The sequence below is a fragment of the Sphaerisporangium aureirubrum genome, assembly GCF_042658925.1.
Classification (GTDB): domain Bacteria; phylum Actinomycetota; class Actinomycetes; order Streptosporangiales; family Streptosporangiaceae; genus Sphaerisporangium; species Sphaerisporangium aureirubrum.
This window is the reverse complement of sequence record NZ_JBHSRF010000001.1, coordinates 182,631-195,103: the sequence shown is the minus strand read 5'-3', so window position 1 is coordinate 195,103 and position 12,473 is coordinate 182,631. Positions and strand designations below refer to the sequence as shown.

Sequence of the window (12,473 nt, the reverse complement as noted above, 5' to 3'; positions counted from 1 at the left end):
GGCCATGGCATGGATCAAGGACGTCGTGGTCGACTGTCACCATCCCGCGTCGGCCGCCCGGTTCTGGGCGGCCGTCCTGGACGGCTACGACGTCGCGCCGTACGACGAGGCCGAGCTGGAACGGCTGCGCGCGCAGGGCATCCTCTCCCCTGAGGACGACCCCGTGGTGCTGGTGGAGGCGGCGCCGGGCGTCTGGCCCCGCTTCTTCTTCGTGCTGGTCCCCGAGCGGAAGACGGCCAAGAACCGCTTCCACCTGGACCTCGTGAGCGGGGACCTGGACGCCGAGGTGAAGCATCTGATCGGCCTCGGCGCCCAGGTGCTGGACAACTACGAGGACCACGTCGTGCTGGCCGACCCCGAGGGGAACGAGTTCTGCCTCTTCCCGTCCTGAACGGGTACGGCCGGCGTCAGCGGTGAGCGGAGGCGAGGCCGGGCGGGGCGGCGGCCAGCGCCTTCTGGATGGCCTCGACCAGGGCGAGCGCCGACTCCTCGGTGAGCTCGACGGCCACCCGCGCGGACGGCCCGTCGGACGGGTTGGTGAAGTCGATGTTCACCGTGTGCTCGTGGCAGGCGTGGTAGGGGTGGTCGACGTAGACGGCGCCCTGGCTGAGCGTGAACCAGCCGGTGGCGCCCTTGCCCGCGCCGTCGAGCTCGATCTTCTCGGTGAGATAGGTGCACATGCCGGGTCTCCTTGTCAGGCGGCGAGGTGGCGGCCGTAGAAGGCGAAGATCTTCTTCCAGCCGTCCGTCGCGGCGGCCGGGCGGTACGCGGGCCGGTCGACGGAGAAGAACGCGTGGCCGGCCTCCGGGTAGATGTGGAACTCGTGCTCCTTGCCCAGCCTCTCCAGCTCGGCGTCGAGCATGGCGACCTCGGCGGGAGGCGGGTAGGAGTCGTCCTCCCCGAACAGCCCGAGCACCGGGCAGGACAGGTCCGGCGCCTTGTGCAGCAGCGAGCTGACCTTGAGCGGGAACTCCGCCGGGGGGTCGGACGCCACGAACGCGCCGTAGCAGTCCACCGCCGCGTCGATCTGGAGCGAGCAGGCGGCCAGGAAGGACTGCCGTCCGCCCGAGCAGTAGCCGATCACCCCGATCTTCCCGTTGGCGTGCTCCAGGAAGTTGAGATACGCCACCGCCCCCGCGACATCACCGACGAGCTGCCCGTCCGGGATCCCCCCCTTGGCCCGCGCCGCCGCGGCCTGGTCGTCCGGACTGACCCCCGCCCCTTCCCGGGAGTACAGGTTCGGGCAGACGGCCGCGTACCCGTTGACCGCGAACCTGCGAACGATCTCCTTGGTCCCGTCGTCATAGCCCGGCATGTGGTGAATCACCACCACCCCACCCCGCCGCCGGTCATCCAGCGGCCGCGCGAGATACGCCTCCAGCTCCGCACCCTCGTACCCAGTCAGGCTCACCGAACCCGCCCATATCGCGTCGTTCATGTCCACGCCTCCCATGCACCACGAGACCCGGTGCGACGATCGTCCACAGAAGATCCGTCTACGCACCGAATGCTAGTGACCCCACCACCCCCGGCTTCCACGGCATCGCCCTCCTTCCACAGCGTCGCCACTCCACGGCCGCGCTGACCCACTACGGTGGCGGCGGCGATCAACAGTGGTCACGGGGCCGGCGGGTGGGTTGATCGGGTGCGCCTGATCGCCCACCTGAAGCCCTCTCGCCCCACTATTCTTCCCCCGGTCGAATTCATGAGCTGTTGTGGTGGAAACCCAACAAAGCCATGGACAGGGTGGGAGGCGTTTATGTATGCGGCCTGGGGAGACGAGTCTGCCTCATGTGAGAGGCGGGATCCCGGGACGTACATGATGGCGGCCATATTAAGTGAATTCAGGGCAATTAGCCACCTGCGTGATGCGATGCGAAGTCTCCTCCTCAAAGGTCAGCGCAAGGTGCATTGGCATGCTGAGAGTTCCGACCGAAGGCTGAAGCTGGTCGACGCGGTTGCTGACATGCCGATCGAGGGCCTTGTGGTAGTGAGATCCTCAGGAGGACTCGACCGGATCGAACGACGGCGCAGGAAGTGCCTTGAGCAGCTCTTCCGGGAGCTCGACTGTATGGGATGCGCCCATCTCGTCCTGGAGCCAAGAGGGCCGGCCGACGACAAGCGTGACCATCAGATGATGCAACATATGCGCAGGAGAAAGGAGGTCAGCTCCGGGCTGCGTCTAGCTCACGAACCAGGACCAAAGGATCCAATGCTCTGGATTCCCGACATTTTCTGCGGGGCGGTGAGCCAGGCGCGTGTCGGAGAGCCCAAGTATCTGGAGAGGATCTCCTCCAGGGTCACGGTCCAGGTGATCAAGACCACGGATTTGTTCTCGTAAAACACGCAAGCCCCGGGCCCTGTCGTCCGGCAGGAACTCCCGAGGCTTACTTTCAGATCTCACCGCAGTGGATCTGACAACATGGCTAATTTATCTCCTCATTCGATGAGGGTCAACCGGGTCGCGTGCCACCACCAACGGGTCACCCCTTGTGAGTGTGGCCCGGCGCGGTCGTTGAGGGCCGCGCCGGGGTGGCTTGTCATCTTTTGCGGGTCAGGCTGAGGTGCAGGCCGTGCCGTTCAGGGTGAAGGAGGCGGGTCTGCCGGTGGTGCCGTTGTGGGTGGCCTGGAAGCCGAAGGAGGCTGAGGAGCCGGGGGCGATGGTGCCGTTGTAGGAGACGTTTCTGGCGGTCACCTGGCCGGTGGTGGGGCTGATGGTGGCGTTCCACTGCGAGGTGATGGTCTGGCCGCTCGGGAGGGGGAAGACCAGGGACCAGGTGTTGATGGTGGTGGTGCCGGTGTTGGCCACGGTGACGGCGGCGGTGAAGCCGTTGTTCCAGGTGTTCATGGTGTAGGTCACCCGGCAGGGGCCGGTCGAGGTGGGGGTCACCGTCGGGGTCACCGTGGGAGTCACGGTCGGAGTGACGGTGGGGGTGCGGGTCGGGGTGACCGTGGGGGTCACCGTGGGGGTGGCGCCGTCGGGGGCCACGGCACGGCCGGTGGAGGGGGAGATCATGCCGGCGCACAGGTTGCGGCTCGCCAGGTTCTGAGCGATCTGCGGGATCGCCTGGACCGTGGTCGCGTACTGGTCGTGCATCAGGATGGTCTGACCGTTGGTCAGCCGCCCGGCGGCCGAGACGATCGCGGCCGTGCTGGCGCCGTTCCAGTCCTGGGAGTCGACGTCCCAGAGGACCTCGGTGAGCCCCATCTGCTGCTCGACCGACCGCAGCGTGGCGTTGGTCTCCCCGTACGGCGGCCGGAAGAGCCTCGGCGCGGTCCCGGTGGCCTGCTGGATGGCCTGCTGGGTCCGCTGGACCTCCGACTGCATCTGCGCGGTGGTCATCGAGGTCATGTGCGGGTGGGTGTAGCTGTGGTTGCCGATCCACATCCCGGCGTCCCGCTGGGCCCGGACCAGCGCCTGGTTGTTCTGCGCGTTCTGTCCGATGTTGAAGAAGGTGGCCCGCAGACCGTTCTGCCGCAGCGCGTTCAGCAGGGTGTTGGTGTTGCTCGGGTTCGGCCCGTCGTCATAAGTGAGCCCGACGTATCCGGCGCTGCAGTCGGCGGCCGCCGCCATACGCGGCAGGGTCACGGCGACGGCCGCCCCCAGCGCTAAGGCGACGCCCACCACAAGCGCGCCACGGAGGCGCGAACGCCGTTGCTGTCTCGGACCGGCGGGAGTCGCGTTGTCGAGCATGCCTGATCCTCCAGTGGAACATTCATCGGGAGGTGGGGGGTCAACTGCCGCCTCATTTTGAGAAGCACTCCGAAATACGTCAAGAAATCCATGAAACGTTTCGACCCACGGAACCGTTTAAGCGAGCAACTAGCTGCTGAAACGCCACGGAACGATCAGAAACTTTCGAAGACCGAGACCGGTCAGGGTGGACGGCGTCCGGGACGGTGCCTGCTCGGCGGCGCCGGGGCGCGCGGACAGCTGGGTGATATGAAGGAAAAATCATCCGATCTAGGGTCTCGGGTGGCATCTGAGCGGAGGCTGGCGTGAAGGGACTCTCCGAGTTAGCCCGGAGGCTGTCGGTCGTGGCGGCCTCGGCGACGCTCGTACTCGGCGTGGTGCCGGGCGGGACAGCGCACGCACTGAGCGCCGGCACGCTCGCCGGTCTGAACATCGTCCAGGACGATGTGGACGCGGGCACTCCGGCCGACGCCGTGGTGACCCTGGACGCGGCGACCACCACGAACACGGTCGTCGCGCTGGAGAGCACGGACACGACCGTGGCGCGGGTACCGGCGACGGTCACCATCCCCGCCGGGGCGACCAGTGCGAGCTTCACCGTCACCACCATCGCGTTCAGCGGTCCCGGGGGCTTCGCCTGCGTGCTCGGCACGGTGGGCGCCGTCACGCAGGCGGACTGCCTGGCGATCAATCCCTTGCCGTCCGGCCCGGCCATCACCTCCGTGACCTTCAGCCCCGCGACCGTCCAGGGCGGCGGCGCCGCGACGGGCACCGTACGGTTCGCCTCCGCGACCGACGGCGCGGTGGTGAGCCTGACCAGCAGCAACCCGGCGGTGGCGAACGTCCCCGCCACGACGGTGGTGAACGGCGGCGCCGCGTCCGGAGCGTTCCCGGTCACCACCGGCGCCGTGACCGCCCGCACAACCGTGACCATCACCGCCACCGCGAACGGCTCCACCCGCACCGGCACACTGACAGTGGCCCCCGCCACCGGCCCCCCCGTCTCCGACGTGGTCACGATCACCCGCGCCACCTGGAAGTCCGGCCTACTCCGCATCGAGGCCAGAAGCACCAACCCCAACGCCATCCTGAGCGTCTACCACGCCGGCACCGACGTCCTGATGTTCCTCCTCACCAACCGCGGCAACGGCCGCTACGACGACCAACGCGGCTGGGTCACCAAACCCACCGCCATCACCGTGACCAGCAACTTCGGCGGCTCAGACACCGAGCAGGTCCGCCGCGTCTGACGTGTACCCGAGCAGGCTTCTCTCAGTGATCCACGGCGGGTAGGGAGGGCCGAGTTGGCCCGGCCCTCCCTACCGGTTTGCCCGGTGGTCACCGGAGGCTCGGACCGTCGTGACGAGCCGCGACCGTTAGCGAGCGATCCAGTCAGCCGACAGCTCCGATGTATCGAACCCATCCCCTCGCATGACCTCATGGGTAGCTTTCGATACAGAGATCTTCCGACGAGCTATCGGATCGAGGTCCGCCTGGCCGTGCTCGCCCCGACGTTCAGGACGGCGCAGGCCCGAAGAGCGGCTATCTCTTCGCGCGATCTGGCTTCCCTGTCGTCGGCCGGAGATGTGGCGAGTCCGCGCTCGCATCCATGAACTGATCGACGACATCCCGGCGAGCGTCGACATCGTGGTCCCCCGAGACACACCCGTCCGTCGATCTCCTACCCACCGACCATCTGGTCATGAGATCCCTGATGGGGGCCGGCGGTGCGGTGGGGGTTGGGAAAAACAGCCCGAGCGGAGCGAGGTCCGTTTTGGGGTGGGGGTGGTTTTTTAGTGGGTGGGGGGGTGGGTGGGGGTTTGGGTTTGGAGGCGCCATAGGGCGCCGGTGCAGCCTAGTAGGAGGAACATCACGTTGGCGATCATGGGGAAGCTGAAGGCGTCGAAGGTGCCGAAGCCGAAGATGGCCACCGCGGAGCTGGCGGCGAAGCATTGGGCCATGTGGCGGGTTTCTTCGGAGGTGGCGGCCTTTCTGGCTCGGCGGGCCAGGACCCAGCCGGCCAGGAGGAAGACGAGCAGGGCGGCCACGCCTACCAGGCCGGTTTCCAGGGCGGACATGAGGTACTGGTTGTCGATCACCCGGTAGATGCGGGGGAGGTACGTGGCGAAGCCCTGGCCGAACAGCGGGCGTTGGGAGACGGCCTGGACGACGGCGTCGTAGTCGCCGGTGCGGGTGGTGGAGTTCTCGTCGGCGCCGATCACCGAGATCAGGTTGAGCACGGTGCCGATCAGGCCGGGGATCATGACGCGCATGACGATGGAGGCGACGCCGAAGATGAGGATGGCGCGCAGGCGCCATTCGGGCTTCCAGGTCGGCAGCAGGACGATCATCGCGACGAAGAGGCCGAGGATGGCCGAGCGGGAGACGCTCATGGGCAGAGCGGTGGCGATGAGGGCGACCATGATCCAGCGCTTGCGGCGGGCCTGGGGGTCGCGGCAGAAGATGGCGCCGTGCAGGGCCAGCGGGAGGATTGCGGCGAGGACGACACCGAGCTCGATCGGGTGGGTGGCCGTGCCGGAGGGGCGGAAGAAGCCCTCGCGTTCGAACAGGACGCCCGCGCCGTTCTCGACCAGGCCGGGGAGGGCGAGGTACTGGGTGATCTCGATGCCGGTGAAGAACTGGACCATCGCGACGCCCGCCGGGAACGTGGCGCCAAGGACGATGCGGTGGCGCAGGGTCTCCAGGCGGTCCATGTCGTTGATGCCGTCGGCGGTGACCAGCGCGATGCCGGCCCAGCCCGCCACCAGCACCAGCCCGAGGTCGGCGGCGTTCAGCTCCTCGGCGGAGACGGGGCGGGTCATCGCGGCGACGTAGCTGGCGAGGACGGCCAGGGCGAAGAAGACGATGACGGCGCGCACCGGCTGGCGTCCGCGCAACGGGGTCCACCGCGGGGACAGGGTGGACAGGAGGTACCAGACCAGGAGCATCACCGCGGTCATGGACGCGGGCGAGCCCGCGCCGCCGAGCGGCCCCACGACATACCTGGCGGGCATGACGAACAGGATGACCAGGAAGAACGAAATGATCGTCACCGGGTCGACGCGGGTCTTCGGCAACAGGGTCCGGCGCTTCAGCGGCCGGCGGGTGGGTGTGTGGGCCCTCGCGGCCTCGGACGTGCTCGTCACCGACCGGGAGTGGTGGGGTCGAACACGACGTACGGCTCGTCACCGGCGCCGTTCTGCGGTGCCTTCCCGGAGCCGGAGGACGAACCGCGACTGGACGACCGCTTGCCCTTCGACTCCTGCCGCCCGGACGAGGCCGGGGGCGCGCCGCGCGGACGGTCCTTGTCGTCGGTCCAGACGTAGAGGTCCTCGCTGGCCTTCACCACCGGGATCTGCGTGGTGAACTCGTCGTCGGGGTCGCTCGCCCGGTCCCACGGGTCGCGCGGCTCGGCGGGCGACCCGTGCTTGCCGGTGGACGGCGGCGGAGAGCCGATGCGCCGGTCGTATAACCGAGGCTCCGGCGGGTCGATGGAGCGCTGCACCCGCGCCGGTGGACGGCTGCGCGGCACGGTGGGACCGGTCGGGCGGGGACCGCCGGCGGGCGTGCGTGAGGCGCGCTGGGAGTGCGACATGCCCGCCGGGGGCGGACCCACGTGGGTGGGCGGCTGGTCGGGCTGGCTCTGGCGCCTGCGCTTCTGCGCCTGCGACTCCAGGAACAGCGGGATGCCGAGAGTGAGCAGGCAGCCGCCCGCGAAGATGATCAGCAGCATTCTGATCTTCTTCTCCGGGGTGAGCTCGGCCTTGTCGGTGGAGGTCACCAGCTCGGCGCGGATGGTCGCGTCCGGCAGGATGGACGACTTCTGCTGCATCTCGTTGAGCCGCTGCGCGCTCAGCGTCGCCAGCGCCTCCATCGTGGCCTGGGCGACCTTGGGGTCGGGCGCGGTGGCCGTGATGTCCAGCAGCGGGCCGCGGGAGTCCTGCGCGAGGCCAACGGTGAACTCGGCGGTGTTGCCCTGGTCCTTGAGCTTCTGCAGCGTGCGCTCGTCGCTCATGCCGCGGGCGATGACCTCGGCCGTGATGGTCAGCGACCCGTCGAACGCCAGCCACGGGTTCCCCCCCACCGGCTGGGCGCCCTTGCGGGAGGACAGGAAGACGACGGTGGCCTTCGATTCGTACTGCCAGGGGATCGCCGTCATCGCGCCGAAGGTGGCCGCGATCGTGGCGACCAGCAGCGCCACGGTCACCGGCCAGCGCTTCAGCAGCGCCCGCAGTGAATCAAGCAGGTCCATAGTGTCCCTTCACCCCCGCCCAGACGACGACTCGGCCGTGTCTCCCACCCCGCCGGGTCGCCCGGGATAAGACGCTGGAGAAGCCTGGCGCGTTGTCATCGCCTCAAGTGTTTCCTCTGTCTGGTTTCTTTACCAGGCCTGTCCCAAAACTCCCCCCGCCTGTGCCACGATGTGTCGGTGCGAAGGCGATTGGTTGCGCGGGGTTGCTGCCTGGCGCTGATCTTCCTGGTCGCCGCCTGCGCGGTGTATTGGGTGCGATATCGGTCACCTCTTTACCAGACTTCGGTCACGGTCGCGTTCGTCACCAAGACAAGCCGGTTCCAGGGTGAGGTTTACGGCCACTTCACCGACAACCACATCTACATGGCGCTGGCGACCGCGCGCTATTTCGACAACCCGGGCACGCAGCAGCGTCTGCGGCGGCTCGGGGGCACCGCGAAGTTCGATTACGAGGTCGCGCACTGGGGAAACGAGGAGCTGCCCGTCTACGGCCAGCCGTACGCCTCGCTCCAGGCGCTGTCCGCCGATCCGCAGGAGTCGAAGCGCACCCTCGACCTCGCGTTGCGCCTGCTCACGCAGAAGCTCACCAGCCTGCAGACCTCCGCCGGGGCGGACGGCAGGGTGATGATCAAGTGGGAGGCCATCGGCGACATCATCGGCCCGCAGCGCCAGGGCCTGCAGCGCGGACGCTCCCAGGTGGGCATCGCGCTGCTCGCCGTCCTGTCGTCGGCCGCGGTGCTGGCCTTCACCCGCGACCGGAACGCCCCCGGGCCTGGCGGCACCGGTCTGACCGGCGGCGGCCACCTGCCGGGACGGCGCACGGTGCGGCGGGCCGGTCCCGTGGGCGCCAGGGTGGGCGCTCATCCGTAGTTCCGATCGGCGAGAAGTTGACTGCGTTCTGAAATCAGATGATTTGGAGCGTTCCGACCTTCGATCACCGGGAGACAGGCAATGCGCTCTTCCCTGCCGGGGCGGCTCGCCCTGCTGACCGCGTGCGCGCTCGCCGGCGTGGCCGCGGCGGGCTGCGCGGGAGGCGCCGCCGGCGCCCGCGACCCCCTGCCCAGCCGCTCGCCCGGCGGCCTGGAGGGCGTGTTCTCCGGTCCCGCGACCCCCACCCCCTCCGCGTCCCCGTCCGGCCCGGCCCAGCGGATCCCGGACGGCTTCCCCTCCGCCGCCACCACGGGTGTGCGGCCGGGGGTGAAGCTGACGAAGGTCGGCGAGGTGACGGTGGAGCGGCCCGGGGCCGTGGTGGAGAACCTCGAGGTGCACGGCAAGCTGAACATCAAGGCCGACGACGTGACCGTGCGCAACGTGCGGGTGATCGGCGAGGGCGACTGGTCGGTCATCCAGACCAAGGGCGCCTCCGGGGCCGTCATCGAGGACAGCGAGATCTCCGGCGACGGCGTGGTCAAGGCCCAGTGGGGGGTGCTCAACCAGGGCGGCGACATCACCGTGCGCCGGGTGAACATCCACACCGTGCCGAACTCCGTGGGCACCGACCACGGCCTCATCGAGGACTCCTACATGCACGACTTCAAGGAGTGGCCCGGCGACCACGTGACCGGCCCGCAGGCCAACGGCTCGCCGCGCAAGGGCATGTCGCTGACGATCCGCCACAACACGATCCTCAACCAGCTGTCCCAGACCTCGGCCATCTCGCTGTATCAGGACTTCAGCCGGGCACACGACGTGCTCATCGAGCGCAACCTGCTCGGCGGCGGGGGCTACACGGTCTACGGCGGCGAGGGGAAGTTCGGCACGCCGACCGGCATCCGCATCCTGAACAACACCTTCACCCGCCGCCTGTTCGACAAGGGCGGCTTCTGGGGCCCGCTGACCTACTTCACCACCGAGGGCAGGGGCAACCGCTTCGAGGGCAACGTCTGGGAGGAGTCCGGCGAGCCGGTCGCCCCCTGACCCCGGTCTCACGTCGCGGCCGGGGAGTAGGCGTCGCGCAGCAACAGCGCGGGACGGCCCGAGCCGTCGGCGGGCACCGTCCACACGTCCGAGCTGTCGCCGCGCAGGCGGCTGTACATCACCGTGCGGTCGTCGAGCCAGGCGGCCTGGTCGTCGACGTTCGCCGTCTCCGCCAGGGCCTTCTCCTGGCCGGTGCGCAGGTCCAGGGTGTACAGCCGCCACGGGTCCGCGGCGTCGCCCGTGCGCTTCTTGTACACGAGGCGCTCGCCGTCCGGGGACAGCGAGGGGCACTCGGCGTTCTCGCGCAGCGTCCGCATGCGGCGCGCGGCGAAGTCGCCCTCGATCAGGTAGGTGCGCCCCCCGGTGGACACCGTCGCGTAGAAGCGGTTGTCGTCGGCGGCGAAGGTGACGCCCCAGTAGTTCACGTCGGGCGCGCGGTGCGTCCGGCCGTCCATCTCCAGCGTGAAGTCCTCCAGGCTCTTCACCAGCTTGCCGGTCCGGGTGTCCAGGATGCCCGCGCGGGTGGAGAAGCCGGTGGCGAGGTAGGAGTCGCCGGTGACGAAGAACGTCCAGGCGGCCATCCGCCCGCTCGCCGACACCCGCGCCCGGCTCGGCACCCCCGACAGCGGGACGGCGCGCTTCTCGCGCAGGTGGTCGTCCAGCACGACGGCCTCCGAGCGGGTGACCAGCCCGGTGGTGACCCGCAGGCACAGGGCGGTGCCCTTGGCGGCGTAGAACCGCTTGCAGTGCAGCCCCGTGCCGCGGGCCGCCGACTCCCCGCGCCCCGGCACGGCGAGCACGGTGCCGCTGTCGGCCGAGGGACCAGCCCGCACCATGAGCAGCGAGCCGGGCTCCAGGGACGTCTCCCGCGGCAGCGGCGTGGCCGGCGCACCCGCCGGGCCGGCACCGGCCGGGGCGGCCGCCGGGGACGAGGCGGCCGAGCGCGCCCGCAGGACGTACCCCACGGCTCCGGCGGTGGCCAGCAGGACCACGATCACCACGATCGCGGCCTTGGACCGCCCGGACAGCTCGGAGACGCTCACAGGGGCCCGCTGAGGTGGCCGTCGCGCTCGTCGTACAGCTCGCCGGTGTCCGGGCAGCGCCAGCGTCCGGGGGACTGCTCGTGCAGCGTCACCCCCGCGCGGCCGACCCAGCCGATGCGCCGGGCGGGGGTGCCCGCGACCAGCGCGAAGTCCGGCACGTCCTTGGTCACCACGGCGCCTGCGGCCACCAGGGCGTGCCGCCCGACGGTGCGCCCCGCGACGATGACGGCCCGCGCGCCCACCGACGCGCCCCGCCGGACGATGACGCCCTCGGCCGGCCAGTCGCCGTCGCGCTTCAGCTCGCCGTCGACGTCGGTGGACCTCGGGTACACGTCGTTGGTCAGCACGGCGGCCGGGCCGACGAACACGCCGTCCTCCAGCACGGCGGGCTCGTAGACCAGCGCGTAGTTCTGCAGTTTGACCCGGTCGCCGATCCGGACGCCGGGCCCGACGTAGGCGCCGCGGCCGAGGATGCAGCCCTCGCCAAGGACGGCCTTCTCCCGGATCTGGGCGAGGTGCCACACCGTGGTGCCCGCGCCGAGCTGCGCGCTCGGATCGACGTCCGCGGTGGGCGCGATTCGCGGTTCGGTCATCGGATGCTCCCGTTCAGGGTGAATACTTCGGAACTATGCCAAGCGCGAGCGTCATCATCCCGGCGCACAACGAGGGCCGGGTCATCGGCCGGCTTCTGGAGAGCCTGCTCGCCGAGGCCGAGCCGGGCGAGCTGGACGTGGTGGTGGTGGCCAACGGCTGCGACGACGACACCGCCGAGGTCGCCAAGGGATACGGCGCCCGGGTGGTCGAGACGCCGGTGCCGTCCAAGCGTGAGGCGCTGCGTCTCGGCGACGAGGCCGCCGCGGGCTTCCCGCGCGTCTACGTCGACGCCGACGTGCAGGTGAGCACGGCCGACGTCCGCGCGCTGCGCGACGCCCTGTCCGCGGCCTCGGGCACGCTCGCCGCCGCGCCGGAGCGCGCGCTGGCCCTGCGCGACCGGCCGTGGCCGGTGCGCGCCTACTACGCGGTGTGGACGCGCCTGCCCGCGGTGCGGGAGGGGCTGTTCGGCCGGGGCGTCATCGCGGTGTCCGAGGAGGGCAACCGCCGCATCATGGACCTTCCCCCGGTGATGGGGGACGACCTGGCCGCGTCGCTGGCCTTCGCCCCCGCCGAGCGGCGGGTGGTGCGCTCGGCGCGCGCGGTCATCCACCCGCCGCGCACGCTCGGCGACCTGATGCGCCGCCGGGTCCGCGCGGTGACCGTGGTCGCCGAGATCGAGCAGGGCCCCATGGCCGCCCAGGAGGCCCGCACGGGCATGCGCGACCTGCTGGCCATCGCCGGTCGCGCCCCGTGGCTGGCGCCGCACCTGGCGGTGTTCCTCGCCGTGACGCTGACCGCACGCGCCCGTGCGCGCCGGGCCGTACGGGCCAAGGACTACACCACCTGGCTGCGCGACGAGAGCAGCCGCACCTGACGCGGACGCCCCGGGACGCGGCGGCCCCGGTGACCGGGACCGCGCGCCGGGTGACCGGAGCGGGAGCGGCCAGCGTGACCCGGCCGGCCCGGCGGGGTG

Annotated in this window: 13 protein-coding genes; 6 read left to right on the top strand and 7 right to left on the bottom strand. The window is 70.1% G+C overall.

Annotation, left to right across the window (positions count from 1 at the left end):
- The first annotated feature begins 4 nt into the window (after positions 1-4).
- On the top strand, positions 5-391 hold the full coding sequence (locus ACFP1K_RS00875) for a VOC family protein (protein ID WP_380746001.1): 387 nt from the start codon (positions 5-7) through the stop codon (positions 389-391).
- Between the two features lie 16 nt (positions 392-407).
- Here ACFP1K_RS00875 and ACFP1K_RS00870 read toward each other — a convergent pair whose 3' ends face one another.
- Both ACFP1K_RS00870 and ACFP1K_RS00865 read right to left on the bottom strand, forming a co-directional pair.
- Positions 408-680 (bottom strand): DUF6295 family protein, encoded by a 273-nt coding sequence (locus tag ACFP1K_RS00870; protein ID WP_380745999.1) that lies wholly within the window; start codon positions 678-680, stop codon positions 408-410.
- A gap of 14 nt (positions 681-694) precedes the next feature.
- Positions 695-1,438 carry a dienelactone hydrolase family protein gene (locus tag ACFP1K_RS00865; protein ID WP_380745997.1) on the bottom strand — a complete coding sequence of 248 codons (744 nt, stop codon included), beginning with the start codon at positions 1,436-1,438 and terminating at the stop codon, positions 695-697.
- 207 nt (positions 1,439-1,645) lie between these two features.
- On the opposite strand from ACFP1K_RS00865, the gene ACFP1K_RS00860 reads away from it, so the two are divergent.
- On the top strand, positions 1,646-2,341 hold the full coding sequence (locus ACFP1K_RS00860; protein WP_380745995.1) for a hypothetical protein: 696 nt from the start codon (positions 1,646-1,648) through the stop codon (positions 2,339-2,341).
- Positions 2,342-2,554: 213 nt separating this feature from the next.
- Here ACFP1K_RS00860 and ACFP1K_RS00855 read toward each other — a convergent pair whose 3' ends face one another.
- The gene (locus tag ACFP1K_RS00855) at positions 2,555-3,625 is read right to left on the bottom strand and encodes a polysaccharide deacetylase family protein (RefSeq protein ID WP_380745993.1); all 1,071 of its coding nucleotides are present in this window, start codon (positions 3,623-3,625) and stop codon (positions 2,555-2,557) included.
- A 374-nt stretch (positions 3,626-3,999) separates the two neighbouring features.
- On the opposite strand from ACFP1K_RS00855, the gene ACFP1K_RS00850 reads away from it, so the two are divergent.
- The gene (locus ACFP1K_RS00850; RefSeq protein ID WP_380745991.1) at positions 4,000-4,944 is read left to right on the top strand and encodes a hypothetical protein; all 945 of its coding nucleotides are present in this window, start codon (positions 4,000-4,002) and stop codon (positions 4,942-4,944) included.
- Positions 4,945-5,487: 543 nt separating this feature from the next.
- Here ACFP1K_RS00850 and ACFP1K_RS00845 read toward each other — a convergent pair.
- On the bottom strand, positions 5,488-6,840 hold the full coding sequence (locus tag ACFP1K_RS00845; protein ID WP_380745989.1) for an O-antigen ligase family protein: 1,353 nt from the start codon (positions 6,838-6,840) through the stop codon (positions 5,488-5,490).
- The gene (locus ACFP1K_RS00840) at positions 6,837-7,946 is read right to left on the bottom strand and encodes a hypothetical protein (RefSeq protein WP_380745987.1); all 1,110 of its coding nucleotides are present in this window, start codon (positions 7,944-7,946) and stop codon (positions 6,837-6,839) included. Before ACFP1K_RS00840 ends, ACFP1K_RS00845 begins: the two co-directional genes overlap by 4 nt.
- A 177-nt stretch (positions 7,947-8,123) precedes the next feature.
- On the opposite strand from ACFP1K_RS00840, the gene ACFP1K_RS00835 reads away from it, so the two are divergent.
- Together ACFP1K_RS00835 and ACFP1K_RS00830 are read left to right on the top strand one after the other, a co-directional pair.
- Positions 8,124-8,816, top strand: coding sequence for a hypothetical protein (locus ACFP1K_RS00835; RefSeq protein WP_380745985.1), 693 nt, complete (start codon positions 8,124-8,126; stop codon positions 8,814-8,816).
- 81 nt (positions 8,817-8,897) lie between these two features.
- Positions 8,898-9,863 carry a hypothetical protein gene (locus ACFP1K_RS00830; protein ID WP_380745983.1) on the top strand — a complete coding sequence of 322 codons (966 nt, stop codon included), beginning with the start codon at positions 8,898-8,900 and terminating at the stop codon, positions 9,861-9,863.
- Between the two features lie 8 nt (positions 9,864-9,871).
- On the opposite strand, the gene ACFP1K_RS00825 is transcribed toward ACFP1K_RS00830, so the two are convergent.
- Both ACFP1K_RS00825 and ACFP1K_RS00820 read right to left on the bottom strand, forming a co-directional pair.
- Positions 9,872-10,906: a TolB family protein gene (locus tag ACFP1K_RS00825; protein ID WP_380745981.1), complete on the bottom strand. Its 1,035-nt coding sequence runs from the start codon at positions 10,904-10,906 to the stop codon at positions 9,872-9,874.
- Complete coding sequence (locus ACFP1K_RS00820; RefSeq protein WP_380745979.1) at positions 10,903-11,499, bottom strand: acyltransferase; 597 nt, start codon at positions 11,497-11,499, stop codon at positions 10,903-10,905. Before ACFP1K_RS00820 ends, ACFP1K_RS00825 begins: the two co-directional genes overlap by 4 nt.
- Before the next feature lie 35 nt (positions 11,500-11,534).
- Between ACFP1K_RS00820 and ACFP1K_RS00815 the strand changes: the two genes are divergently transcribed.
- Positions 11,535-12,374 (top strand): glycosyltransferase, encoded by an 840-nt coding sequence (locus ACFP1K_RS00815; protein WP_380745977.1) that lies wholly within the window; start codon positions 11,535-11,537, stop codon positions 12,372-12,374.
- The last annotated feature ends 99 nt before the right edge of the window (positions 12,375-12,473 follow it).

Coding starts and splice junctions, on each gene's coding strand:
- ACFP1K_RS00870 (WP_380745999.1), bottom strand. CDS start 680: ATGTGCACCTATCTCACCGAGAAGATCGAGCTCGACGGCGCGGGCAAG.
- ACFP1K_RS00820 (WP_380745979.1), bottom strand. CDS start 11,499: ATGACCGAACCGCGAATCGCGCCCACCGCGGACGTCGATCCGAGCGCG.
- ACFP1K_RS00875 (WP_380746001.1), top strand. CDS start 5: ATGGCATGGATCAAGGACGTCGTGGTCGACTGTCACCATCCCGCGTCG.
- ACFP1K_RS00815 (WP_380745977.1), top strand. CDS start 11,535: ATGCCAAGCGCGAGCGTCATCATCCCGGCGCACAACGAGGGCCGGGTC.
- ACFP1K_RS00840 (WP_380745987.1), bottom strand. CDS start 7,946: ATGGACCTGCTTGATTCACTGCGGGCGCTGCTGAAGCGCTGGCCGGTG.
- ACFP1K_RS00830 (WP_380745983.1), top strand. CDS start 8,898: ATGCGCTCTTCCCTGCCGGGGCGGCTCGCCCTGCTGACCGCGTGCGCG.
- ACFP1K_RS00865 (WP_380745997.1), bottom strand. CDS start 1,438: ATGAACGACGCGATATGGGCGGGTTCGGTGAGCCTGACTGGGTACGAG.